The sequence below is a fragment of the Candidatus Desulforudis audaxviator MP104C genome (genome assembly GCF_000018425.1).
GTDB classification, from domain to species: Bacteria; Bacillota; Desulfotomaculia; order Desulfotomaculales; family Desulforudaceae; genus Desulforudis; species Desulforudis audaxviator.
The window spans coordinates 844,306-870,010 of record NC_010424.1 but is presented as its reverse complement, the minus strand read 5'-3'; the positions used below and the strand labels follow the sequence as shown (position 1 = coordinate 870,010).

The 25,705-nt window shown below is 56.1% G+C and carries 23 protein-coding genes and 2 pseudogenes; all 25 read right to left on the bottom strand.

The features are described from left to right. Positions 1-35: 35 nt before the first annotated feature. Complete coding sequence (locus tag DAUD_RS04135) at positions 36-899, bottom strand: CBS domain-containing protein (RefSeq protein WP_012301923.1); 864 nt, start codon at positions 897-899, stop codon at positions 36-38. Beyond that, on the bottom strand, positions 899-1,270 hold the full coding sequence (locus DAUD_RS04130; RefSeq protein WP_012301922.1) for a hypothetical protein: 372 nt from the start codon (positions 1,268-1,270) through the stop codon (positions 899-901). The genes DAUD_RS04135 and DAUD_RS04130 overlap by 1 nt, the downstream gene beginning before the upstream one ends. Positions 1,271-1,415: 145 nt before the next feature. Beyond that, positions 1,416-2,981, bottom strand: a complete 1,566-nt coding sequence (locus DAUD_RS04125) for a YifB family Mg chelatase-like AAA ATPase (RefSeq protein WP_083756597.1) — start codon at positions 2,979-2,981, stop codon at positions 1,416-1,418. A 400-nt stretch (positions 2,982-3,381) separates the two neighbouring features. After that, positions 3,382-4,434: pseudogene (locus DAUD_RS13110) on the bottom strand (recombinase family protein); the annotation flags it as partial. A 20-nt stretch (positions 4,435-4,454) separates the two neighbouring features. Then, a complete protein-coding gene (locus DAUD_RS12420) occupies positions 4,455-4,616 on the bottom strand; it encodes a hypothetical protein (protein ID WP_166485112.1) in 162 nt (53 codons plus the stop codon). Positions 4,617-4,649: 33 nt separating this feature from the next. Continuing rightward, the gene (recD2, locus tag DAUD_RS04120; protein ID WP_012301919.1) at positions 4,650-6,716 is read right to left on the bottom strand and encodes an SF1B family DNA helicase RecD2; all 2,067 of its coding nucleotides are present in this window, start codon (positions 6,714-6,716) and stop codon (positions 4,650-4,652) included. 319 nt (positions 6,717-7,035) lie between these two features. Beyond that, positions 7,036-8,226: pseudogene (locus tag DAUD_RS04115) on the bottom strand (ISLre2-like element ISCde3 family transposase); the annotation flags it as partial. Next, positions 8,207-10,198, bottom strand: a complete 1,992-nt coding sequence (locus DAUD_RS12415; protein ID WP_278183789.1) for a DEAD/DEAH box helicase — start codon at positions 10,196-10,198, stop codon at positions 8,207-8,209. The pseudogene DAUD_RS04115 and the gene DAUD_RS12415, both read right to left, overlap by 20 nt. 143 nt (positions 10,199-10,341) lie before the next feature. Continuing rightward, positions 10,342-12,288 (bottom strand): VirD4-like conjugal transfer protein, CD1115 family, encoded by a 1,947-nt coding sequence (locus DAUD_RS04105; protein WP_012301916.1) that lies wholly within the window; start codon positions 12,286-12,288, stop codon positions 10,342-10,344. Positions 12,289-12,291: 3 nt separating this feature from the next. Continuing rightward, positions 12,292-13,182 (bottom strand): hypothetical protein, encoded by an 891-nt coding sequence (locus tag DAUD_RS04100; RefSeq protein WP_012301915.1) that lies wholly within the window; start codon positions 13,180-13,182, stop codon positions 12,292-12,294. Between the two features lie 241 nt (positions 13,183-13,423). Then, positions 13,424-13,999, bottom strand: coding sequence for a hypothetical protein (locus tag DAUD_RS04095; RefSeq protein WP_012301914.1), 576 nt, complete (start codon positions 13,997-13,999; stop codon positions 13,424-13,426). Between the two features lie 50 nt (positions 14,000-14,049). Next, a complete protein-coding gene (locus tag DAUD_RS04090) occupies positions 14,050-14,640 on the bottom strand; it encodes an RRXRR domain-containing protein (protein ID WP_242647905.1) in 591 nt (196 codons plus the stop codon). A gap of 310 nt (positions 14,641-14,950) precedes the next feature. Continuing rightward, positions 14,951-15,370, bottom strand: a complete 420-nt coding sequence (gene nusG, locus DAUD_RS04085) for a transcription termination/antitermination protein NusG (protein WP_041570814.1) — start codon at positions 15,368-15,370, stop codon at positions 14,951-14,953. Between the two features lie 36 nt (positions 15,371-15,406). After that, positions 15,407-15,712: a hypothetical protein gene (locus DAUD_RS04080; protein ID WP_166485111.1), complete on the bottom strand. Its 306-nt coding sequence runs from the start codon at positions 15,710-15,712 to the stop codon at positions 15,407-15,409. 162 nt (positions 15,713-15,874) lie between these two features. Then, a complete protein-coding gene (locus tag DAUD_RS12925) occupies positions 15,875-15,997 on the bottom strand; it encodes a hypothetical protein (RefSeq protein ID WP_278183784.1) in 123 nt (40 codons plus the stop codon). Continuing rightward, positions 15,991-16,230, bottom strand: a complete 240-nt coding sequence (locus DAUD_RS04075; RefSeq protein ID WP_166485110.1) for an AAA family ATPase — start codon at positions 16,228-16,230, stop codon at positions 15,991-15,993. The genes DAUD_RS12925 and DAUD_RS04075 overlap by 7 nt, the downstream gene beginning before the upstream one ends. Before the next feature lie 437 nt (positions 16,231-16,667). Then, positions 16,668-17,207: a helix-turn-helix domain-containing protein gene (locus DAUD_RS12410; RefSeq protein WP_166485109.1), complete on the bottom strand. Its 540-nt coding sequence runs from the start codon at positions 17,205-17,207 to the stop codon at positions 16,668-16,670. After that, positions 17,204-18,763 (bottom strand): MBL fold metallo-hydrolase, encoded by a 1,560-nt coding sequence (locus tag DAUD_RS04070; protein ID WP_012301910.1) that lies wholly within the window; start codon positions 18,761-18,763, stop codon positions 17,204-17,206. Before DAUD_RS04070 ends, DAUD_RS12410 begins: the two co-directional genes overlap by 4 nt. A gap of 19 nt (positions 18,764-18,782) precedes the next feature. Then, positions 18,783-18,971: a hypothetical protein gene (locus DAUD_RS04065; RefSeq protein WP_041570813.1), complete on the bottom strand. Its 189-nt coding sequence runs from the start codon at positions 18,969-18,971 to the stop codon at positions 18,783-18,785. A gap of 24 nt (positions 18,972-18,995) precedes the next feature. Beyond that, entirely contained in the window at positions 18,996-19,457 is a 462-nt protein-coding gene (locus DAUD_RS04060) for a gamma-glutamylcyclotransferase family protein (protein ID WP_041571133.1), read from the bottom strand. Positions 19,458-20,076: 619 nt separating this feature from the next. After that, a complete protein-coding gene (locus tag DAUD_RS11520) occupies positions 20,077-20,478 on the bottom strand; it encodes a hypothetical protein (protein ID WP_049752563.1) in 402 nt (133 codons plus the stop codon). Next, positions 20,465-20,617 (bottom strand): helix-turn-helix domain-containing protein, encoded by a 153-nt coding sequence (locus DAUD_RS12025; protein ID WP_083756594.1) that lies wholly within the window; start codon positions 20,615-20,617, stop codon positions 20,465-20,467. Before DAUD_RS12025 ends, DAUD_RS11520 begins: the two co-directional genes overlap by 14 nt. Before the next feature lie 77 nt (positions 20,618-20,694). Continuing rightward, positions 20,695-21,549 (bottom strand): hypothetical protein, encoded by an 855-nt coding sequence (locus tag DAUD_RS04050; protein WP_166485108.1) that lies wholly within the window; start codon positions 21,547-21,549, stop codon positions 20,695-20,697. A gap of 349 nt (positions 21,550-21,898) precedes the next feature. Continuing rightward, a complete protein-coding gene (brxL, locus tag DAUD_RS04045; RefSeq protein ID WP_416352924.1) occupies positions 21,899-23,365 on the bottom strand; it encodes a BREX system Lon protease-like protein BrxL in 1,467 nt (488 codons plus the stop codon). Position 23,366: 1 nt separating this feature from the next. After that, positions 23,367-25,685 carry a BREX-4 system phosphatase PglZ gene (gene pglZ, locus DAUD_RS04040; RefSeq protein ID WP_012301906.1) on the bottom strand — a complete coding sequence of 773 codons (2,319 nt, stop codon included), beginning with the start codon at positions 25,683-25,685 and terminating at the stop codon, positions 23,367-23,369. Positions 25,686-25,705 lie beyond the last annotated feature (20 nt).

Here is a 25,705-nt window from a genome sequence, read left to right as displayed (position 1 = left end):
CTCATGTCCGGAGCAAAACCGGCTCTCGTGCAGTCTCAGGGGACCTCTTCGGTAAGCTCCACCTTCCCGGCCACGACTACCTGTTTTTTGTCTTTCTTCGCAGCTGTGGAGGCAAGGCTGGCCATGTTGATCAGGTCGCTTACGGTGTGGATTTCATTCCCTGTCTGGCGCCCAAGCTGTCGCCGTCCACCGGCCACACCGGCGGACCCCGTCACCTTAACGCCTCGCGGCCAATTTTTTGTCCTGAGGGCGGTGACCATGCGCAGCGCGAGCTGTTTTGCCTCGTCCAGGGGCGCAGTGGTTACCACCGCGAACTCGTCGCCTGCGTAACGGCAGAGGCACTCCCCCTCGTCTGCTAGCAATTCCTTCAAGGTCTTCGCCACCAGCATCAGGATTTCATCACCGAACACATGGCCATACTCTTTATCGATAACCCCAAAGTCATCAAGGTCAAGAAAAATGACGGCGATCTCTTGGTCTTGCTTGAGCAGCTCTGCCGCTTTTCTTTGCAAAAACTCCGCCCGCTCGAGACCTGTCAGGCCGTCAACGTGTTTGCCGATTTCGGCATAAAGGCGTGACTTCGTCACGATGCCCACCGGGGAATCCCGCTCCACCACAACCAGGCGCTCGATACCGTGTCGCTCCAAGAGTTCCTTCGCTTCCCAAAGGGAACTCTCCGCTGAAACGGTCACTACATCAACCCTCATGACATCGGCCACCAGCCGGTTGGGGTGGGCACCTCTCACGTCCCGGGAAGTTACGATGCCGACAAGCCACCCGTCATCCACAACCGGCAGACTCCCGATTCTCATCCGGTGCATCAACTCGATAGCTGCCCGGACGGACCGGTCAGACGAAACGGTCACCAGCGACTGACTCATTATGTCCTGCACGCGCATCAAAGCTCCACCGCCCGGGACACATGAATGACAATGTTGGCCTGGACTTTGACAATAGTGTTTTCGGTTGCCACCCTCTCCCCTTCTTCCAGGATGATCGGCAAGAGTCTCTCCCTGGGAAGGAGCCTGAGCAGAGATTTCTTTACGACCACGGCCTCGAACAGCGAATGCTCCAGGCGGACGATGTCATACTGCTCCGGCGACAGCGCATCCACCATTCTCCTTACGGCTTCCGGACCGATCGGCGCTCTTTTCCCCACCAGGAGTATGTCCTGCATGGGCGGGAACTCAAATTCCGACAGTCTCAGGGTGATCTCTCCCCTTCTTGTCGGTTCCGGAAAATGGGCCGGCCTTGCTTCCTTCTCACCCATCACCTTTACCCCCATCTTATTCCTTACCTTTCCGGGATATGCAAAAACCGATTCGGATTGTGAAAATCCACCGTGACCGACAAGCGCCCCTGCCAGTAGCACGCCAACTTTATCAAATCACTATGCGCCAATAATACCCAAGAACCTAGCGCCAGTATTTCCGGTCCAGAGAACGGTACTGAACAGCTTCCCCGATATGCCGGCTGTCGATGGTCTCCGCACCGTCCAGATCGGCGATGGTGCGCGCCACCCTGAGAATGCGGTCGTGGGCCCGCGCACTCAGTTCCAGCATGCGGAACGCCTGCCCGAACAGCTCCCTGGCTTCCCGTGTCAAACGGCAGTGCCGGCGGAGCTCCCGCACTGTCATCCGGGCGTTGCAGCGGGCTGGGCCGGAGAAACGGGCACGCTGAATCTCCCGGGCCGCTTCAACCCTTTCCCTGATCCGGGGTGATTCCGCAACCCCGGTCTCCGCGGTGAGTTCTTGAAATTCGAGGCGTGGGATTTCCAGTTGGATATCCATCCGGTCCAGGAGGGGCCCGGAAATGCGGCCGATGTAGCGCTGGATTTGGTGGGGCGTACAAGCGCACTCCTTCCGGGTGTCACCGAAAAAACCGCAGGGGCACGGGTTCATCGCCGCCACCAGCATGATGCGGGCCGGAAAGGAACAGGAACCGGCGACGCGGGACACCGTGATTGCGCCGTCCTCCAGGGGTTGGCGCAGCGCCTCCAGAGCTTCGCGCTTGAACTCCGGAAACTCGTCGAGGAAAAGCACGCCCTGGTGCGCAAGGCTGATTTCTCCGGGCCGCGGCGTCCGCCCCCCGCCGACCATCGCCACGGGTGAGGTGGTGTGGTGTGGAGCCCGAAACGGCCTGCGGGTGATCAGCACCTCTCCCGGTTCCAGCAAGCCGGACAGGCTGTACAGCATGGTTACTTCGAGGGCTTCGGCGAAATCCATGTCCGGCAGGATGCCGGGCAGACAACGGGCTAGCATCGTCTTCCCCGAACCGGGACTGCCCAACATCAGAACATTGTGTCCACCCGCGGCCGCCACCTCCAAGGCCCGCTTGGCGGTGGGCTGACCCTTGACCTCGGCAAAATCCGGATGCCTGTCAGGCGGTACCTTCAACAGAGCCTCCAGATTCACTTGAAACGGGGCGATCTCCTCCTCTCCAGCCAGAAAGCGTAGCACCTGCCCGATGTCCCGGACCGGAAAAACCTCGGCCTTATCTACCAGCGCGGCCTCTCCCGCGTTGGCTTCGGGCACGATCAGCCGCCTGAATCCGGCGTTGACAGCCGCCAACACCGCGGGGAGAACGCCGTGCACTCCCCGGATGCTGCCGTCCAGGGAAAGTTCCCCCAAAAACACGAAGCCGGCGTCCAGCCCAGCCGGCACCTGTTCGCTCCCGACCAGCACGCCCAGGGCGATTGGCAAGTCGTAGGCCGGCCCTTCCTTGCGCAAATCAGCGGGAGCCAGGTTCACGGTAATCTTCCGCGGGGGAAACTCGTAGCCGGCGTTCCGAATTGCGGCCCGGACCCGGTCCTTACTTTCGCGGACGGCACCTCCCGGGAGCCCGACAATCTCGATTGTGGGTGAGATTGTCCACTTTTTGCGTGCAGCTAAACGGCCAGAAGATCTCCACCCGCCGGCGGTAAACCTTCGCGCTGATATTGAGTTTTCCGATGATCTCACGCTTAAGATCAAAGTCGGCATTCTCTACCTTCGCAATATAAGCCTTTTGCAACGCATGAAAGTCGGGCATCTTCACCGGACCCATCACCGACAGCTTTCGGCGCGCTTCGTCCAATTTCTGCTGAATAATGTTAACTTTGTCATTTACCTTCAACAGCCTGAACCTGAATTCCTTCTCGGAAAGAACATTTTCCAAGCGCATCTCGAAAAGAGACTCGCGATGCCGGCGGAGTTCGCTCAAATGAAGCTCAAGCTCCTGCAGCTCTTTCTCCAGCTTATCCCGCACCGCGGCGTCGGGAAACCTGCGCTTTCCGGCCAATTCCTTCTCGATCAAAGACGCATCCTTAAGGCGTTTTGATATTTCATCCCAGATCACGTCGTCAAGACCAGGGGTTCTTGAATTGCTATGCACGGGCCAGGAACGATTCGTGCAGGGCGTCGAAGACATCTGCTTCCTGGTACCTATACACCTGTACCGCAGACCGGTGCCGTGGGGCTCAGAATTGTAGGACCGGCCGCACTCGCCGCACCGGATGTGCCCCACGAGAAGATACTGGTGCTTCCTGCCCTTCCTAACCCTCAAGCCGTTTTGCCGCCTTATTTCTTGAACCCTCTTCCACTCTTCCCTGCTGACGATGGGCGGCACTTTAACCGGTATGCGCTCTTCCACCGGGCGCGTCAAATACCTGGTACGCCTTCGCCCCGACGGGGTGCGCCCCTCCACCGTGACCGTGCGCCACTTGAAGTTGTGGAACTCGCCGTAGTAAAGCTCTTTGGTCAGGATTCTCCCAACCATGCTGGTGTACCACTTCACCCCCCGAGGCGGCGGAACTTTTTCCTGGTTCAACCGCGCAGCGATGGCCTGCAAGCCCAAGCCTTCGTCAAGCACCCAACGGTAAATCTTCCTGACCACCGCGGCCTCTTCCTCCACAATACTGAACTCCGGGTTCTGGGGGTCCTTGTTGTATCTGTACCCGTAAGGTCCAGGGTGCCCAGGGTAACACCCGGGCCGCACAATCCTGCCGCTTTTCGCCTTTTGGCGCGCTCCGGCGATTGTCCTCTGGCGCGTCTTCGCCCGCTCGTACTGGCTGAAAGCGCCTTTAATATGGTAGAAAAGCGTATCCTCCGGATTGCCGGGATCGCCCCGGCGATGAGTCACAAACTCCACCCTGGCCCGTTTTTCTATTTCCTCGGTGACGTAAAGCTGATCCCCCAGATCGCGGGCGAGCCGGTCGACGTCAAGAGCAATGAAATAAGCGTACCTCCCGGTGGCCACCAGCTCCAGGGCGCGCTGGAGCCCCGGGCGGTCAAGATAGGCCGCGGTCTCCGCGTAGTCGGTGCACAAAACAGCGTCACACGCACCCATCTCCTCCGCCTTCTGAGTACATTTCTCCAGCTGATCCGGCAGCGAGTAGCCCTTCCTGGACTGCTCTTCAGTTGAAACTCTAATGTAGATGATCGCCACTCCGGACATCTTTCTAGATCCCCCCTGAACTATCCCGCTTGCGCAGCAATGCCTTGACTGTTCTCCAGGGCATCCCGGCTATCCTGCTCGATCAGTTCAGCCGCGCACCGGTCCAGCAGCTCGGCAATCACTCTGCTGACGCGGTTTTCGTTGTCATCTCGGCTGGCTTCTATGAAGCGAAATTCGATCATTGCGATCACCCCCTGAAAAACAAAAACCCCGCCTTAACGGCGGGGCGCGTCTCTCAGGAGGCCCGAAAGCGCGGTGTAACGCTGAATCGGCTTGTTGTTGCGCACCGCAATGGCCAAAGCCTTCTTCGTGCCCACCAGAATCACTTTTTCCCTGGCCCTGGTGACGGCGGTATAGATCAGGTTGCGGTGCAGCATGACATAGTGAGAGGTGGTGACGGGAATTATTACAGCCTTAAACTCAGAGCCCTGAGCCTTGTGAACCGTGACCGCCCACGCCGGCTCAAGCTCTCTCAGGTCATCCCCGGAATAGGAAACCAGGCCGCTGCTGTACTGCACCAGGACATCGTGCTGCATCTTGATCTTCTTGATAATCCCGATGTCGCCGTTGAAAACCCCTTTGTCATAGTTGTTCTTCGTGTGGATCACCTTGTCGCCCACATGGAAGACGTACTGGCCGTATTTCACCCTGGGGCCGGACATCCCCCCCTGGATGAGCTTATTGAGCTCAGCCGTCCCCACCGGGCCCTTTCGCATCGGCGAAAGAACCTGCACGTCCAAAGGATCGTAACCCATCCCGGAAGCGCAAGTCGCCACGCACTTTGCGATGTCTTCCGGATCTTCTCTTTCCAGGAATATAAAGTCCGTCTTCGAGCGGTCAATCAGCGGCATCTGGCCCCTATTTATCCGGTGAGCGTTCGTTACGATCTGGCTCTCGGCAGCCTGGCGAAAGATTTCGGTCAGGCGGACAGTCGGAACTTTGTCCAGCAGATCGCGCAAAATGTTGCCCGGGCCAACGCTCGGAAGCTGGTCCGCGTCTCCGACGAAAAGGATCCTGGCGTTGTTGGGAACGGCTTCGAGGAGGCGCTTGGTCAAAACCAAGCAGGCCATGCTCGCTTCGTCCAAAATCAACAGATCGCATTCCAGCGGGTTTTTGCGGTTGCGGTCTGCGTGGCCGTTCCGGAGGCCCAGAAGCTTGTGCACGGTGTGCGCCTGGCGCCCGGTCACCTCCGAAAGCCTTCTGGCTGCTCTCCCTGTAGGAGCGCAAAGAAATACTCCCCCCCAAGGGTTCTGCAACTCGAAGGCCCTGATGACCGCCCTTACAGTCTGAGTCTTGCCCACGCCGGGACCGCCGGTCAAGATAGAAAAGCCGCTCTCCAGCGCAGTCTTAACTGCTGCATTCTGGTCAGGGGTCAGCTCAATGCCCCTGATCAGATCCCGGGGCAAAGGCGGTACATCGAACCGTTGCCGGGCCAACCTTTTCACGTCCCGGGCGATCTCTTCTTCGTACTCCCTGGCCCAGGCCAGAGAGACTTCCGCACTTCCGTGAACCCCTTTAAGGCGGGAGAGTTCTTTCTCCACAATGTCCAGCGACACGCTTTTTTCGACATGGTTCAACAAGGTCAGGGAGCGGGAAATGAGCTCATCCCTGGGCAGGTAGGCATGACCCTCGTCCCAGAGAGATTCGTTTAAAACATACAGTATTCCGGCCTTGACTCTAAAAGAAGAATCCGGAGCCAGGCCGGCCCGCCGGGCAATGTCGTCCGCCCGGTGGAACCCGATCAGATCCAGTTCGGTCAGGCAGTAGGGGTTTCTCCGAACGTACTCGGCGGCCGGGCGGCCGAATTTCATGTAAGCCTTCATCGCCGTTTTCAAAGTGAGCCCAAGCCGTATCAGCTCTGCTACGACCTGCTGCACTTGATAGGTCTCCTGAAGCTGACGGCGAATTTCCGGGGCTTTTTTGCCGATGCCCTTGACCTTCTTCAATACGTCCGGATCTTCCAAAATCGCACTCACGGCATTGGGACCAAGAACGCTCACAATTCGCTCTGCCAATACCGGGCCCACGCCCTTGATCAGGCCGGAAGAAAGAAAGTCTGCAGCGGCTTCTTCGGTGGACGGGACGGGTTTCTCCCAGTGTTCGACTCTGAGCTGCCTGCCGTATTTAGGATGCTCCTGCCAGGAGCCAGTAACGGTCAAGCGGTCGCCCTCGCGAACGCCAGCGACATCGCCCAGCGCAACAATGTTATCAAGCTTGAAAATGGCGAAGGTTTCAGTTTTGAAAATGAACCGGTTTACGGTGTCGGTGATGGTTTCCGTCATACAATCCCCCTCAAAAAAAAAAGAAAAGGCCGGGGTAATTCCCGGTCCGCTTTTGTCGGCACTCTAGTTTTGGGCCTGGTTTTTAGATGGGGCATGCTGTTCTAGGTTTTGGACATTTTTTTTCGCTGCGAGGGATAAAAATTTGCATGCGCTTTTTCTTGCTATAAGGGGATGCTGGGGTATAATCAAGTAGGTATAATCAAGTATACGAAAGGTTACTACTTAGATTCTAAAGCACTTTGGAGCGAATGGCAATACTTTTATTTTTAGTGTCCGTGTCAAGACTTAGTAGGCGATCTCCCAGCCGATTTAATTTGAATTAGACCGTAGACCACCTCGGTGAACTAATCTCTCTTACTATGTGCTTGACCCAGTGTTTTCCGGCGTGCGGTCCTTCAAGGGCGGGCACGTTGGCTTGAAGCCAGGCCTCGGGATCTTTGCCGAAGCGTTTGGGCAGTTGGATTGCCTCGGCTCCGACAGCCTTTTTCAGTAGGTCGAACCGTTCCGAGTGTACCACGTATCTGTCCAGCTCATCATTAGCCCGTACCGCTAACAGGCGTCCCATCCGTTCCGCACCGGCCGGGCTCCAACGCGCCCCAATCCGCTTTGTTCGCCTGGCGATGGTGTGACGGACCTGGCCCTCGATCGCACCTAAACGGTCTCCCTCCGGCAAGGCGGCGATACCTTGCCAGTTAGCCAGGAGATACTCCTTAAGCCGCATGATCCCGTTACGGCGTGCACCCCGGTTGACCCGAATCGCCTGGTCCAAGGCGGAAACTACCGCATCTTGGTTTAGCTCGGCTAACCCTTCGGTGACAGTTTCATAGACGTTGCTGCTGTAACTTAAAGCCTCGGTTAAACGCCGGCGCAGGTGGAAGGGGTCAAGGTGGTAAGTCGCCCCGGGGAACATCTCCAGGCCTTGTTTGATCCACTCGGCGCCGTCCCCACCAATGCGGATCCGCTCTACCCTGCTAAGGTCCCACTTGTGGCCGAAGGCCGCCCCGGTGTCTTCCCAAGCCACCCGGCTGCCCCTGGCGGTGGCCACCGTGTAACGGTTCACCAGTTTCCGGGTCTTTTGTTCCCTGCCCTCGTAGCCGATAAACAGCTTGATCTCACCAAACGCCTTGGGCGACCGCTGCAAGGGTATTACTACACCATCGGCTTCAATGGATAACTCCCGAACCTCCTTGCCGCCTTCAGGAACCACACCGTCTTCAAAGACGGCCTCGCGTAGTGCCTCAGCATCCCGGGCGGCCTTTTCTCCAGCATCCTGAACCTTAGACCAGACGGTCATCCAGTGAATCCCCGGTACTAGAAAACCCATAACCCGGGCCGCGCGCCTGAAGGGCATCTCCGTGCCTAGCTCCAGGATCATACGGGTCATCCGCGGTGTCACCCGTTGGCGTTCAGGGATTCCCAAGGCTTCGTCCAGAAGGAACCGGTACGCGCCGGTCTTCTGGTTACGGTACAGTCGGCGCTTAACCGTAATCTCACCGAAGCTGGTGACCAGGAAAGTCATCGTAAACGTAAATGGCCGGCATCCCATCGCGATCCCTGGGCAGCGAAACGCCGCCAATGTCCCACCGGTCGCACATGGCCACCAGCGGAGCAACAGCAATGAGAGTATGCTCCGCCGCGTGCAGGCCGCCTTCCAGGTCTGCAATCAAAGGAATTCTTTGCAGCTGAAGCCATGCAGCCACAGTATCAAGATTAACCGAAGGCATGCCTTCAAGTATATGCCGCCCAATCACTTCGTCGTATTTCTTGACCAAATAGCCCCGGGTTTTCTGGGAAACAACCACCCTGCCGACATTTAAAACGACACCAGGAAATTCTCGGGTTTGCAGGGTTTGCCTGGGATAAATGGCCGTGTGCACCTGGGCCTGGGTATAAAGCTCTCCGGAACTGCGCTCCACGGTGACGATTCCCCGGCCAGGATCAAATTCCCTAACTTCGTAAGGCTCACCCCGGTGGAGATATACCGCTCCAGGATGGGCGTCCCGGCAGGCCCTGGAAAGGCTCAAGGTTTCCAACAACCTGCCGTCGTGAAGAAGGCGCATCGCGCCTTCATCAAAAGCCGAAAGGCTAACTCTGGACGCAACGTTTTTCCCCGCACTGACGTATCGCTTGATGACGCAAGTTTCCCGCCCCGGCTGCCAACCCTGGGAGTCCAAAACAATGCTTTTTTCCTTAATCAAAGTACGAACTGCATCCTTGTAGCGAGGGCCGAAATATTTTTCATCGCCGGCAGTCAAGGGCAGTTCTTCAGCAGCGCATCTGATATGGGCTTTCAGGATTTCGAAATGGTCTAATGCAACAACGGCCTGTTCCGAAGACGCCCGGAAGATGAGTTCCGGGTTTCGCAGCAAATAACCGTCCAGCGGATTGGAGAAAAATATCTGTACAACCAACGATTCCTGACCACTTCTCCCCACTCTCCCCGCCTGCTGCCGAAACGATGCCACCGTTCCCGGCCAACCAGAAATGATGGCTGCGTCCAATTCTCCAATGTTCACACCCAACTCTAAAGCGTTTGTACAAGCAACGCCCCGGATTTCTCCGGACCTGAGCCGCGACTCTAATTCCCTGCGCTCTTCCGGCAAATAGCCAGCACGATAAGAAGCAACCCCGGCCACTTTTTGCCCCGCCCACCTGGCAGTCAGTACGGCCAACTTCCTCGACGGCGCGAAACATATGGCCTGAAGGCCACTCCCGACGCAGGCGGCAAAAAGCTCGGCGGCCTGAAGGTGCTCCGACTTGCCCGCAGCCACAGCGTCCCAAAGAACGTATATCTTTTTGCTCCGGGCAGAGCCGTCGCCATCCACTACGGAGAAGTCTTTTCCGGTCAGGTTCCTGCCGTGCTTAGCCGGATCGGCCATGGTGGCCGACGCCAGGATGATTTGCGGCGTGGCGCCGTAATGCTCCAGAACGCGCAGGAGCCGGCGGAACACGAAGGCGACGTGGGAGCCGTACAGCCCTCTGTACCAATGTCCTTCATCGATAATGACGTATTGCAGCCCCCTGAAAAACCGCTGCCAGAGTTTGTGCCAGGAAAGATAGCGGTGCAAAGCGTGGGGATTCGTGAGCACGATTCTCGATTCCTGACGGATTTGTTTTCTATGAAGCTGGGGAGTGTCGCCATCATAGACGGCGGGGTTGTATGCGATGCCGGTTTCCCGTTCCAGCTTTCGCAAAAACGAAAGCTGGTCGTAAGCCAGAGCTTTCATCGGATACAAATACAGCGCCGTCGCGCCTGGATTTTGATACAACTGCTCTAAAACCGGCAGGGTGAAGGCCAACGACTTTCCGCTGGCAGTAGCCGTAGTCAGAACGACGTTCTGTTTCTTTCTGGCCCGCTCCAGCACTTCGGCTTGGTGAGTATAGAGTTCGATGCTTTCACGCTCTAAATAAGATCGAATCGGCTCCGGAAGCGGCGGAAAAGGATTTCTGTACGCTGCATCCCGGGCCGGAGTTTCCAACACACCAACAACAGCCCTGGAATATTCCGGATGCGCTCGCAAAGCGCTGACGATTTTCTGGACGGACAAAAATTACACCCCCCCTGAAAACAAAAACCGGGTATGCGCATACCCGGCCATTGGAAAGGTTCCGAACCAAAAACAGGCTATTTGTCCTGATCCTGGTACATACCAAGGTCTTCTTCACTGTCCAGCTCCGGAGCAAACGGATCCCGGAAGGGGTCAAAAGGATCTTCCGCCAATTCAGCGCCATCTTCAGGGTCGTCTTTCTTTTTCTTGGTTTTTCCGTTAAGTTTTTCCGTCCGCGGCACAGAGCACCCAGAATACTCCACTATGACTTCGGGGGGCGTTTCGTCCAGATGCGCCGGACGGTAGACCACGCCCCCCAAATCGGCGGCATCCGGGAGAGAGCCGCCCTCGGGGTACCCGGTAAAGTCCAGCTTTTCGATCATGGCCGGAGGAAAGCTGGCCAGACAGAGCACGGCTTTTTCCCGATTCAGGCGCAGAATCTCGTCCAAGTTGAGAAGATTGCGCGGAGACGGCGCATGGCCCAACTTCACAGGATCGAGAGCAGTGACCTTATGCTGCCTGCTCACGCGGTTCACCGTGCCCACACCCAGCAAGTCGGAAAAGTACTTGGCAGTCATGGGCTCGTTGGCCCCGAACAAAAGCCGGGAGTCACAGCAGGAGATAATCTCCTGCCATTCATCGTCCGGATAGCGGTTTTTGAGCTGAGCCACGGACTGGGTGATCAGAACGCAGTTTAACCCGCGGGAGCGAACAGTGGCGATGCGCTTCTTAAAGTCAGGAATCGAACCGATGTTGCAAAACTCGTCCAAGATGAAGTTTACCCGCACCGGACACGGGCCGCCCTTCGAATCCGCCAGCCGGGTCAGCTTAATGAACAAGAACGTGAAGAACAGGCTGGCCAAAAAGTCAAAGGTGGTGTCGGTGTCCGAAACGATCCCGAAATAAGCGCATCTCTCAAGGCCGGGGGCCCTTAAATCAATGTCACTGGTGGAAGTAAGCCTTTTCACCTCGGGGTTCTGGACAACCTGGAGCCTGGTCCCAAGACCAATGATCACGCCGCCCTTTACAGGCTTGTCGGCATGAGAGAAAACGTTGTACGGAGCCTTGGCCGGGTGGTCAGGAGCTAATGAACCGAAAGTTATATCCAAACGATCCAAACTGCCGCAGGAAAGGACGGCATAAAGAGACTCCAAGTTTCTCTGCTCTGGGGGCATCTCGTTGACCACGTAGAGAGCCAGGGCTTTTAACAAGTTCTGCTCCGCCCTGGTCCAGAAGGGGTCGCCGCCCATTTTGCGGATGCCGGGAACGGCGGTGTTCGCGATTACCACTTCGGAAAAGAGCTGGGCGTCCAGCCCGGTCTGGATTTCGGCCAAAGGGTTCCAGCGGTCGGAGCGGTGCATCTCCACCAGGTTAAAAACGTTCACGTTGTAATTGCGGGACTGGAGATAGCCCAACGTGTACCGCAAGATCTCTCCCTTGGGGTCGGTGATGACGCAGGACTCACCGGAAACCACGGCCTGAAGGATGTTCGGAATCACCAGGCTCCGTGTCTTACGGGAGCCAGGGGAACCGAAAACGATGACGTTGCGGTTTAAGTCGGAACCGTGAAGGCGCACGGGGTCGCCCTCCATAGTACCAAAAAGAAAGCCCGGACCATGACCGAAAGAGAGAACTTTTTCGGCATTCCGCCGATCCAGCCAACGGGACGTACCGCAGGAAGGGTCGCGCATAAAGTCCACCTCGTCTCTGGGATTGAAGGTGTCCGGAAACCTGGCCCGGAGTTGAAGATAGTACCAGTACCCAAAGAAACCAAAGACCAAGTTAAGGCCCAACCACCAGGGCAATGTGCCCTGAAAAGGCACAGTCACGGCAGCCAGAAGGGGGTTTTGAAAACAACGCATGGCCAGGTCATAATCCACAAAGAGAACCGTGAACGACCCCGGGAGCCAAGCACTTGGGACATACAAGACCAAGGCAACGGCCAAACGACGCAGGCGACGGCGACGGAGTACCATCCCGGCACGGCGGTAGGCGGCTTTGAGCTGCAGGGCGTTGATACCCAAGGCCTACACCGCCCTTCTGTTAATAAGCTTTTCGGGAATAACCACCAACTTAAGCCGCGGGAAAGCTTCAGCCAACTGCTCCTTCTGGTTGGACAAGCACACTCCTACGCAGGTGCGGCCTTCCATTTCCTGAACACGCTCAAGATAGTCGCGGAGATACTTCTGCTTGGCCAGGTCGTTGTCCACTAGAATACTGATATAAGCGCCCCCGTGCTCCAGGTCGGCGAAGGGGCGGCCGCAAGGGCTGAAGCGCGGATATTTCGAACGAATGAAGCTGTAGATGTCATCCCGCTGATTCAAAATGTCAAGGCCGTCAGGGTATGGCAGCAAGAGAAGCGATTTAAGCCCGCAGGGGTTGTCGCCAAATTGCAGAGCGGCTTTTTCGCCAGCGTGAAAAACAACAGCACGGGTGATGCCATAGCGGGGCAGGCCACCGATCTCCTGGCGCAGCTTCTTAACGTTCGTATCGCGGACGGCGGACGGCAACAGGTAGACTGCGTACCACACGCCGTCCCTGGCGATGACGGCACCAAAGCGGGCAAACGAAACGGCCTGTATCTGCCGCTTGTACTCACCGGCAAACACGAACTCCCAGTTATCCTTCAGAGCAAAGTGCATCCTGGCAAACTCCGCTAGCTTACTTCGCTGCTTGTCGTCCCGTACCGGCGTCACCTTTGCGCCCGGCACCACCTTCTGCAACCCCTTCTGCGCAATTTCCACGTACCCCTTCCTGCGCAGGAGATAACCCCTCTCATTCAACTCCCTGACCCGCGCCCGGTGATAGTCTTTTACTCCGTATACCCTGGCCACGTCGTCAATTTCCAGCACCCGACACCGCGCCAGAAGTGAAAGCAACTCTTTGTCCCTGTCCGTCAACTCTTTCTGCCTACCCAAAAATAAGTCACCACCTTTAAAATCGACCTGAATGCAACTTAAACCAAAACGGCGCAATCGCAGGATATATTTGCGGTTGCAGCTTAAGCGTATGCGTCCGGGCCTTGCTCCTGTTAAGATTCGTGGGTTGGAATTTGTATCCTGATGAGCGATGAAAAACATATTCTTCGGACTGCAAGGCGGCATGGCCCCCATTTGGGATAGAAAAGCGCTTCAATTTCTTCCTTATTATATCTAAGCGTCATTCGGCAGCACTCCGGGTGCTGGCAAACTGTACTAGATCCTCCACATTATGGTGCCACGGACAGACGACAATCTCGGTCCGCGGATGCTTCTTGTCGTACTTCCCAATTACCAGAACTGCCAGGTTCTGCCAACTATCGTCCGAAACCACCCCGGCGCAGGCCAGTCCGTTCACCAGGTACTTGATGGCCCGGTTGTCAATGTCCCACCTGGTGTCCAGGCGGTGAAATACCGTCACGCAGGCAAGCGCCCTCTCGAAGCGCGGATCCACCCCCTGGGAATCGCGCAGGTGGTTTACGGCTTCAATGATGGACTGGCACCAGGCCACCCGCAGCAAAGAGTTCTTGATCCCGGCGGCGTAACGTGGCAAAACGTCGTTCACGGTAATTTGCAATACCCGCCCGTCGTACCCCGCTTTGGCCAGCACAGTGCGCTCGGCCTCCGGCAAAACGCCCCAGTGCTCCATTTCCTTTTGGACTCTGTACAGCTCGTCCAGAATTTGCAGGCGCAGGTTTTCCACCTGCTGGTAGCTTTTGTCGAGAAACTCCTTGGTGCAACCGACAGTAATCGGCATATGCATTCTCCTTTCTATTGCGACAGCCGGTTTTAGCGGCTGCCGGTTTTTTAAGATCTCCGCCGGGAATTCCCCCGATTTAAATCGGGGGATGAAAGGCGGCCATACTGTATCACCCACGTTTGGCTGCTGCTTTTCTGAATAATCTTTAGCGTCTCGGGCTTGTAAAAGCTGAAATTTGTCTTGTATCCTTCACGCTTCTTCACAAAATCCACCCGCACGGCGTTGACCTTGGCTTCAGCATCGGCACGGATACTGGGCGGGTACTCCTGCTTTTGCTTGCGATAGTTGATCCTGGCCTCTCCCATTACACCGCGCTTCTTGTTCCAGCGCCCCCTGCTCTGCGCTCTGGATACTTTCCTGTCCTTCAAGTTGTCGCTTATTTGCTCGCCGCGGGTCGCCATCTCAACCTTGCACAAGGCCAGGTTGTGTGTCTTGTTCTCCTGCATCACGCCCAGGCCGCAGGTCTTCCCATCGTCCAGGATCACCCGGGTTGGTGTGAAAACCGGCTCTTTCACCTGGTACGTCAGTTTGATGGTAAACGGGTAGGTGGATATTACTTTGGCCTTGCCCGCTTTGAGCAGCTTCCTGGCCCGGGCCGGGTGGCAGGGCGATAAGGGCCTGCCGTCTCTGTTCTGCACTAAAATCAACTTTTTGCCTCCTTGTCATCAGGAATCCTCTGCCTCGCGGCAGGTCACCGGCGGGTTGCCCCGCCTGCCCTGTGCATCTCCCCCTGAAAGCGGACGGCTCCATGTTATGTCTTGGCTGCGTCTAGAGCACGGGCACGGGCGCCGCGAACCGGCTAGGACTAGCACCATTCTTGTAGGCATCCCGCGCCTCCCAGGGTTCATCGTCAGCGTATCAACACCGCAGGATTGTTACCCCGCAGAGCAACACCTGCTCTTGCGGCTCGTCACCGCAAGCCCCCTACTTCAGTAGGGGGTAGTTGACTCAGATCGCTTGCAAGAGCCGGTTTTCTACATCAACCACCACGTTGTTGCTGAAAAACGACACCGCAACCTTGCTCCGCTCGCATCCCGCACGCTTAACCGTGCCGGCCAGCCCCGCCAAGGGTCCGCTCTGGATTTCCACCCGGTCGCCTTCCTTGAAAGGCGCAATGCGGGGTCCTTCCGCCAGCCGCGCAATCTCGGTTTCAGAAACCCGGCCTATCACCCGGTGCCTGGTAGTCATCCCGCGAAGATATAGTTCGGGCCACATGTCGGCCTCGATAAAGACATACCCAGGGAGAACGTTCTGATAGGCCACGACCTGCCCGACCTTCCCGGCCAGCCCATTGGCTTTCTGTTTCTCCAGATATTTCTTGACCTTGTTTTCGTGTTTTGTAGCAACTTGAACGGCGTACCAGTGCATGTCGCTCCCTCCCGCAACCGGGGTGTCACCCCCTACCTAAAAGTCGATTTTAAAGACGTCGATCAAGCTCTGCCTGAAGGCGTCCTGGGCCTGATCCCGCTCCCCGTCCGGCAGCCTCTCGCAAGACATCTCAGGCGCATCCGGCGACACCAACCTTTCCTCGATAGCCGCCAGGCGCTCCTCAATGGCGACCAGGCGGGCCATCTGGGCTTCCAGACGCGCGCCCACGTCCAGCCACTCCCTCGCCACAACGGCGCGCGCTCCCGGGGACACGCCCCAAATCGGGTGGTCTACCGGTAAGCGCAACTCCAGTCTTTTCAAGGGCTTGAAGCTTATTTTCAACCCCTCCTCCCGGTATTTAGACATATCTAACATCGGTGCCGCCCGCCCGGATACCGGCGTTGCCCTGTGGATATCTGCTTTCAGCTCTTGCGGCTCAAGGTTTTGAACGTACCGGTATCCGTGTCCACCCGGATACCGGCACCTGCCTGTGGATAAGTGGTCTTACGCCTTGCCGCCCAAGACTTTGGCCGTACCGGTGCCCTGCAGCATCCGGAGAAACCCGGCGGCGTTGGCGTAAACCGGGTCGGAAACAGTCTCTGCATATCCCAACTCTTGCTTCAGCACATCCCCGAAGATCGGCGCTTTCTCTGCTCCGCGATTTGGCGTTCCAGGACACGCCACTGAAAGGCTTTCGCCAATTCCTGGTCGTTCAGTAAACGGTTGCAGTCGGTCAGATCCATTTCGGCAGCCACAATGCGGGCCTGCTCAGTTATCAAGGGCAGGCCGGTGTGATTTGACAAGGCTTCGGCAAGGCTGGTTTTCCCGGTTCCATGGGTGCCGGTGACGGCGATTTTCAAGATACACACCTCCTGAAAAAGAAAAAACCCGCCGTTTGGCGGGTATTCCTTATCGGCGCTGTCGGTGTTAATCAGGGTGATCGGTCGCGGCAAGGCCCTGCTTGAGGAACATCTGGCCCCGGCTGAAAAGCACTTTACCGCCGGACCTGTTCAGCGCATCGGCGCAGTGCTTCTTCAAGTCGCGCCCGTGCCGTCGGGTTGTATAGCCTTGCTCCCGCGTAGAGCCAATTCAAAACCGCGTTAAAACTTTTCCCGGCATAACACAGACAGACCGTGGCTTCGTTTGGGGCCTTTTGGGGTTTCCTGAGCCTAGCCCTGTCCCGGCGGTTATGACCCGGTTCATTTCATCCAAAAGAAGCCGGTTGCCGTATACCCTTAACCTGGGGGTGGGCGTTTTCTTCCACCCGGGACGAGCTATGTCCGCCGACGCGTGCAGCTCAACCCACGCCCGCACAAAACCCCGATCGTCCAGAGGGCCGCAAGGATACGGTCTCTCCGGGGATTTCCGCGGGGTCCAGCCATGGTGATCCAAGACAGCTTTCACGGCGGTTACATCCGCCGCGCGGGTTATCTTTAACCGGTACTGGTCTCCTGTTCTGGAGCAGCTTTCGTATCCTTCCGCCGTAACACCCAGGTGCTACCCGCATAACATCTACGTACCACCTGTCGCGGTGGCGCACCCAGTAGCCTTCTCCGGATGTGGAGGCCGTGCCCCAGAGGATGCCCAGGACGTAAGCCCCGGCGTCGGTTGTGGTGTCGATGATTTTCACTGGGCCAGGCTTCCGCTTCCGATACTGCAGGTCGGGTACCCCCGTTTGGCGGAACTTCCGCGCTATAATGCGGGCCATCGAAGGGCTGATGCCTAGAAGGATGGCTATTTCTGCGTTGCTCAGACCATATTCACGCCAGGAGAGCCACTCGGAGGCGGTGATGATGCAGCCTTTAACGGTGACGGTGTATTCCCCGCGAATGTTCACCCTAATACTATGCTTTCCCCCTTTTGCGGATACACCACCCTGCAAGTGCCTTCGAACCGCCGGAAGAAGTCCCGGTTCTCCGTATGCACGGGGATCAGTATTTCGGGCCGGATGGTCTCTACCATTTCCTCTATCCCAGGACCGTGGATGTGGCCGCTAGCATGGAAGCCGGAGCCTTCCCTTTCCCGGCCCAGCGAGCCGTAGAACCGGAAGCCGAAGAAATCGATCCAGTTCCGCACCTTCTCGTGGTCGAGCAGCATCTCCTCGTTGAACGCCTCGCTGGATGAATAAATGTATGTCCCGCCACGCGGCTCGATATCGAGAAAAGCGTGGAAGTCGTAGTAAGAGAAGCACAGGATGAAGCTCCCCTGGTCAGTTTTGACCTTTGCCGCGTTCACTAGCCTTTCGGGCGCGCGCTCACCGAACCTGGCCAGAAGCGCGTCCTCCCACTTCTGGCGCACGGCCTTGGGACAAACGTACAGGGCTATCCGGCTGTCCGCGTAGGGGTCGGGGACGCCCGGTTCGCCCGCCGCGCGAAGTGCCTCGAGGATGTACACGTCCTTCGGGGTTAGCACCAGCAGTCGGTCGGTTTCCCCGGCTATCTCCAGGAACGACAGCAGCCTTTCCACGTTCCGGGGACCGAAGTCGGCCACCACCAGGCCGCTTTTCCTTTTCGCCGCCTCGAAGCAGTTGGCGGCCACTTCTTCCTCGGTCACAGGTTTTCCCACTTCAGGGTGCGTGCCCTCGCAGATGAGGACCGCGGGCTTGAGCTTCGCCGCCTCGCTGATAAACTGACCAGTAAGCCAGCCTCGTTTCCCGTGCAGTCGCAGGTCGCCGGTGTAAATTACCCAGTCTGCGGACGTCTTTATCCCGAACGCACCAGCACCGGGCACGGAGTGGTCCACCGGCCAGAAGCGGACTCGCAAGCCGCCTATGTCCGTTTCGGTGTCGCACGGTTCCAGAGGCGTGCAGCTTAAGCAACGGGAGGCATCGCAGCGTTCCCAAAAGGCCGCCACCTCCGGGTTAACACTGCTACAACCGAACACGCGGTAGGGGCGCTGCTCGGCCGGCACGCGGCGGTAGTCGGCAGTTCGGATGAGACCGTCTCTCAATTCGCGCGGCACGGCGTAGCAGACCTCTCCGCTCCCCGTGTCCTGCAGGGCCTTGCAAACGGCCGCGCTTGCCAGACTGGTGTAGATGGGAATGTCTTGCCGCAGGTAGGTCAGGTGCCCGCAGTGGTCGAGGTGGGGGTGGGATAGGAGCACTCCGTGTACTTCCACCGGGCGGCATGCGGGGTGCCCGGCAAACCGTTCCCAGACTCCCGGGTACTCGAAGTCCGGGCGGTACAGGTTTTGCAAAGGCGGCAGGATGTCCAGCGCGAGCAGGTCGGAAAACCCGAAGGTGGTTCTGGGATTCAGGAACTCGTCGAAGTACATCCCTTCGGCCTTGAAGTTGGTGCCGAAGTCCAGGAGCAAAGACGCGCTGCCGTCCTCCAGCAGTATCTTGTTGCCGCCGATGCAGTCGGCGCCGTCGTAGAAGGTGAGGAAAACCGCCACAATACCACCCAGTTTCCTCTCACATCAGCGAATCAAAGAGTTCCTGGCTCCAATGCCTTAATCGCTCAACCTCTTTACGCCACCCGGTCGGTTGCCAGCGACGGAGGTCGTTCGCCATCTCCTCCACCGACAGCACGTCAGCAAAGCCATACTCTGTTATCACCGCACTCCGCCCTTCAGGAGCCACAGCACCCCAGATCAGCGTCATCCTGGACGCTCCCTTCGGTTTTCGCTAATTCAGCGTCTCTACGGCCTGCAGGTGTTGCACGTACTCTTTGCTCAGGCAATCTGCCCCGGACAGCAGGTAGCCAATATACTCGCGGGTGGGCTTTAACCCGTGTCGTACTTTATCAGGACTTGCCACGTAAGTCACGGCGGCCACGACCTCGCCCGTTTCCCGCCGCTCCACGCTGACCTGACGTTGCTTGTAGTGGCGAGGAACACCTTCGTACCGGTCGAGCTCCCGCAATTCCTCCCCCAAAAGGAGGTACAGGACACCCTCCACTGCATCGCCCGGACAGGGCACGATGTTGGCAAAACCTGCGCCGGGAATGTTTTCCCACGCTTTGTTGAACTCCAGACGCCAGTTTCTGAGCACCCCCGGTATACGGTCGGGTAAGCGCCCCACCCGCTCCTTCATTCGCTCGGTGTCCATGTTGGAGCCATAGGCGAAGTACCAAACGTTCTCACCCAAGTTCAGTTTCACCTCTTCCCGCTAAATTACGCAAAAAGAAAATCCAAATAATCTACCCCATCAAGTCCACCAAAATAGAATATGCTTCCTGGCAAACTCTTCGCGTGTCCAATTGCCGTCACCATAGTACTCACGTAATGTATCGTAGGGAGTGGCGGATATGATGAACGCATCAAGTACTACGTTATTTAACTCGCCTAACTCGCCTCTTGCAGCCCAATCTTGCGAAAGCTTCTGCAAACGCTCATACAACCAGGTTTTATCGCTGGTCCAGTAGGCCTTCTCATGTACCATACCGTGTGGTTCAACGAATATGATACGTTGGGATCCGCTTTCTTTGATCCAGAGGATGAAATCCGGGAAAAACCCCTCGTTTTGAAGAAACCGATACCCTTGTCAGAGGTCAAGAAATTCACCCAGGGGGTGCCAAGAAATTCACCCACCTTGGTACCGTGTAGCGCCGTGTTAAACTAATTATGCACCGGCACCACCACCTTGCCAAGCCCCCATCTGTGATTCAGCCGTGGCTGCGCTTTGGTCTGGTAGCGGAGAAGTTTGCGTAGAGGTCTCCATTTGGGACCTTTCCAAGTCGGCCGGGTTTTGTGTGGTGACAGGCTCGTTACCGCGCCGCAAAGGCCCAGGCCCGCCACCTCCTGCCGGTTGTTGGTTCCAACCACTTTCCCAGGTGGCCGAAGTCGATCTGGGCCTCCGCGCCCGGCGGGACCTCGGGTCGCCAGACGGCAACCTCCGGCCGGGGCAAGACTTCCGGTAGCATAGCCCGGACGTAGCGGCGGAAGCTCGTTAGGCTCGCCTGCAGGTTTCCTTCGTCACGGAGCCTCTGCCACACAGTGGTGACAGTGTTGGTTTCAAGCGTTTCCCGAATGTACTCCTGAAACCGATCGATCTCCGCAAAGACGGCCGACCGGGCCAGGGGATCTTCCGTTGCCTGGGGGAAACGCTCTTCGATGAAGGAGATCCACTCAGCTTCGGAGCGGCTCAGTTGCGGTTCAAAACCGGCCATCTATGGCGGCCCGGATGTACTTGCGAACCGTGTTGCGGTCTAAACCCAGGCTTCTGGCGATTGCTCGGATGCTTTTGCCCGCCTGCCAGTGCAGATATATCTCGACGATGTCGCGCACGATGAAATCCCTCCGTCCCATCCTGGTACCCCTCCCTTACGATGTTGCACCAGGATGTTGATTTCTTCACGTGCGCTACACAGCCTTCCTTGGGTGAATTATTTGGCGCTGCGGTGGGTGAATTTCTTGGTCGGGGGATGGGTGAATTCCTTGGCGTTTTTACCCCTCAGGTGGATGAATTCCTTAGTCGTTGACACCTGCCAAGGGAAGTAACCTGTGGGAAGGTCAACCCCCTTCGAGTAAAGATACTCGAGCAATTGGTAAACTTCAAACTCGAAAAGACGATACGTTTCTATGACGGTTAAGATATCTTCGTCACGTAGCAGCCCTATCTCAGCCCGGAATAACAGCTTGTCAATAGCTTCTTCAGGGCATAAGGCTGGCTTAATCCGATCCAGGCTTTCTACAGAACCATAGTCGCCAGACTCTTCTTCGTAATCAATAATGCCATCTCCTTGGTAGATCTCGTAGAGGTCAAATTCGTAATCAATAATGCCATCTCCAGATACATTTTGGTAGATCTCATAGAAGTCAAATTCGAGAAGCTCAATCCCTCTTAACCTCAGACAACCGCACAGTTCCTCAACCTCAAATGGAGAAAGATGGTAAGTTCCAATGATTTTTAAGAGATCTTCGCGATGAAGCACTCCTGCTTTCGCTCGAGACAACAACTCATCCATGGCTTGTTCGGCCCATAAGTCAGGGTCGCCACCATCTGGACCTGGTAGAGAAGCGTTTTGCTCACTGCGAGCTGTTTCGGTTGGCTGCGGGTCTCTATCTACCCCAATCCGCTGCCGGTCTCTCCGATTAGGACTTCTTCTGCCTTGCGGACGAAGATCCCCGCCTGGATCAGTTGGCAATTGCTTAACCAGTTGAAACCCTTCAGTAGCCAAACGATCCAATATCCAATCAAGGGCCTCCGGCGACGCATTGTACTGCTCATTCTCTAACACGTTAATTAGAACCTGGTACGTCAGGCAACCGCCATACCTCTTGCCTATTACCACTAATTGCTGTAAGCATCGATCCAACGGTGTTCCATTAGCTGACATAGCATTTTCCCCGCTTCTGGACCCTTTCCACAGCAAGGAAGGAATGAAAGCTCTTTCTGACACGTAGTCAGTGTTGTTTTAGCCAATTCAACTGAACTACCACATTTCGCGTACACCCTCGCGTAGAAGCATCGTGAAACCGAAAAAACTTATTCAAATCACGGTTGAATCTCGATGATCCAGAGCAAGCACTTTCCTTTTACCCAACGTAGCCCACACCAGCGGGAAGGGAAAGCTGATTCTGTCACTCCTATTCTCCTGCTAAAACTATTTCGGGTAAGATATCAGCATACTCTGCATCCATTAAGTGCAGTTGCCTGCGGATAATGCCGCGCATCATTAGCGCTGGTGTGAGGCAATACTTATCAAATGCCGCTCTGTCCGCTGTCTCTGACTGAACTACGTGCGGGAACAACAGCTTGAGCCAAGCTGTTGTGAGGCGCTTTATACTCCGTGTATCCCGCGTATCAGCACCTTTGGGAACGCGGAGCAACTCGTCTACTACGCTCGCATAGCGCACATCATCTCGGAGTGCATGCATGACCTCGGAGAAATACTCAGTGTTGAGTCCCCACCCCTCTGCCTTTAAATTCTCACGCATCCTGGGTATATTCCAACCTTTGATAAACCCGTGAAACCGATCAAGGAGGGCTGATTCTTGAAAAACAGCTGGTAGTTCCCTGAGCATAACCTTGTTTTCGTCCATGCACTCGTAGCTAATGTTACCCAACAATACCAGACCCGCCTCTCCCACACCGAGTTGATCACCTACGCGGTATTCCCCGCTCTCCAAGTAGCCTTTTAGCGCCCCTCGAATCTCCTCTTCATCCGGAAAGCTAATGCTTTGGATCTCGTCCAAAGCTACATAGTCGTAGCGGCTGACGAGACCCGTTTCCCGCCGGTTCAAATCATAAAAGAGGCGCGCTCTGCTCACGCTGCCGCCACTGACCAACCACCCGTACTTACTAATCTGCGAGAACAGGTAGGATTTACCAGTTCCTTTGGGAGCTAGTTCCACAAGGTTGACCCTCTTTTCTACCAAGGGGAGAAGCCGACTCAGGAGTGCAAGCTTCTGCCTCTCGTCCAAAAAGCCTGCGGGATGGTAATCCACAGCTAATAACAGGACATCTATCCATTCCTCAACCGAAAACTCCCTTCGAGCCTCCCGGTAGAAATCCACATCGATCGTGTAAGGACGAAAGGGAGTGAAATCAATCATTACCACGCTGCCTTGCCCTCTCTTGCCTTTGACACCAGCGGGTACCCATTCGAGTTCGATTACACCCCACGTTTCTGAAGAGACCAAGAGTTCTTCCTTTTTCTCGCGCAGCAGTCTGCCAGCGATACGTGCCTCGTATTTCTTGCGTGGGAAGCCTAAGTCGGGTAAATGAAACAGCCCTTCTCCGGACTGTACATCAATAGTGACCTGAACCTTGGCAAGAAAACGTACACGCCGCGCTTCCTTGATCATTTCGACCTTAAGGCGCTCCCAGTCCCTACGCCGGGGGATATAGCGGCTAACAAAGCCTTGGATCTGCTCAGAATCTATTTTTCCCTCTTTCCCACCGAACTTCATGGTGAGCCAGTCACGAAGGTAAGGCGGTATGTTAAGACTTTGAAAGAAACTGTTCTGCTGCGGGTTCTTGTAAACCACCATGCCGCTAAAAACGGACCTCATTTTTCCGATAGTCTGATCCAGTTGCGTCAAAACGTTCACCTCACAGACCGAGATCTTCTTCGACTAACCCCCTTACGGCGTCAAATTCTATTTCGGCCAGTTCTCCGGCGTCACCCTGCAAGAAACCCTGATAACGACCACCTTTCAGACCACGAAGGTAAAACACCCATACTCCTCCGGGTGTCTGCTTGCCTTCGAAAATGTACTGGCTGGTACGCAATTCCACTGCTTTTCCTTTATAGCCCACCAGTTCTACCCTTAGTTCTCCTTCTCCCCGGACATTGAACAAAACTTGCGGCGTAAGCACCCTCACCGCTTGCACACCGTAGCCGCGATCGATCCTGCGCACCCTCACCACAGGCACCAGCCACTCCTCGGGTGTAGCTCCTCCGTGTACTTGATATGCTGTCCCGCTCTGGCCATAAAACTTCTCATGCGTAAGAAGAATAAGTGTACAGCCCTGAAGCAAGCAGTCGGCCTGGAGCTCTGGCTTGAGAGAAAACCCGCTCGGCACAGTAGCACAGCGTCCCCACTTGTGCACTTGAACGTTACCAGCCAAACGAATGCCGCCACTTGTTTTTGCAAAGCGGGTTAACCCATGGTCGGCGGTAATGACGACCTGTTCCATTGTATCGAGAAAACTCAGGGCCCGGTTTGCCACCTCACGGACAGTACTCAGTTGTTTGATTAGTGCCCAGGGATAGGGAACTTCGTGCCCATCACGGTCTATAGTGCGCACCACTGCTTTTTCCGTGTCCCAACCCCTATTATTCTCCGTAGTAGTCGGCAGATTGGCACGTGCCACTTCAATAGTCACGCTCACATCTTCGCGCGTGCGAAGGGTCTCCAGAAGCACACCGAGCCACTCCATGCCCAACCCATCAACCCATAATATGTTCATCACGCCCTGACACTTCAGTTCTTCCAGTACCTGATCCCTTGTGCGGCATTTCCAAAGAATCTGGTCGGTAGCTATCTGCTGGGCCAGTTCGAGCAACCTCGCGTCAGGTTCGTCACGTACCCGCGAACGCGTGTATAACCAGAAATACTCCTGAAGTTGGGCCTCTGGAACCTCCGTTACTGGAGGCACCCTCAAGTACCACAAAAGTTCCGGGTATGCCACCTCAAGATACTCCCACCATTCGTCTCCCGAGGCATCACTTTCCATCAGTTCTTTTACGGCGAGCAACGCCAATTCCTTATCATCTTCAGAAAAACCTGTCAAACAGGCAAGACGGTGTAAAGGATCGCGGAGTTCCCTCACCTTCTCCAGAAATGCCCGGGGGATTTCTTCTAATCCCATGTTTACTAACAAGCTTTTTTTCTCTCGTGCCTCTTTCGGAGTCGGCCAAGCCTCTAACACAGACCATATCAAGCGTCTTTCAAAATCGTTCACACCAGTACTGGCTGTTACCACCTTCCCCAAATATCCTGTCTGAGCTTGCTCGAGTTTGCTCCAAAGCCAGCCCAGCCAGCGCTGCCGTGGCTCCAGTCCTTTCCATCGTTCCATCAATCCCAAACTGTCATATTCCTTCATGTTCAGAAGTCGGGCAGCCAGATGGGAAAAGGATTCGCCCTTGCGACTCTCCTGTGCGAGCCAGAACCAATCATCTTTCGAACCCAATTCCTCCCTAAGGTCAACTGGCCACGAAGCCACCCTCTTGGCCAGTACTTCATAGGCGTTCTTAAGGACCTCGAGCGTAAACGTGGCTTTGCATCCTTTCAACCACTCAGCCCATTTGGTGACGAGAACTACTTGTTCAGCGCCTCCGGTCTCCCAACATTCTAAGTATGCCCTAATTCCTTGGATTACGCGGCTGGTATCGTATTTAGGAACAAACGGGAAGACCTTCACCGTCACCGAGCCTTGGCCTGCTATTTTCCATACGGGTGGCAGTTCGCCCTGTGCGTGGTAACGCACAACGCGCTCCTCCAATCTGCGTACTGCTTCTGCAGCCTCCAGCAGAGGAACATAGATCCGCTTGTCACCTACTTTTTCCATCTGCACCAGATTCACTAATAGCTCGAAAGCCTCTTGTTCCTCGTGCCCCGCTTCTAACCGCAGCCATTCTGCCAGCGGTAGTATAAGTATCGTACTTGGTGAATGCTCCCGCAACCTTTCTGTCAACCAGTGTCTCGCCGACGTGCCGCAGGGATACGTATCTTCTCCCCCACAAAAAGAAGAAAGGCGAAGCACAGTATCAACTTCCGGTTGTAGACGCTTCACCAACTTCTGCCAAGAGCCAAGACCTTCAACCAGAATAATCCGCACCGGAAATCTCTCCGCACGCTTGGCATCTTCGCGCAGTTCTTTGATAAAACTATCTGTACTGCAAAAAGATTTGAGTTGAAGGCTCATTGCGCCAACCCTCGACTTCT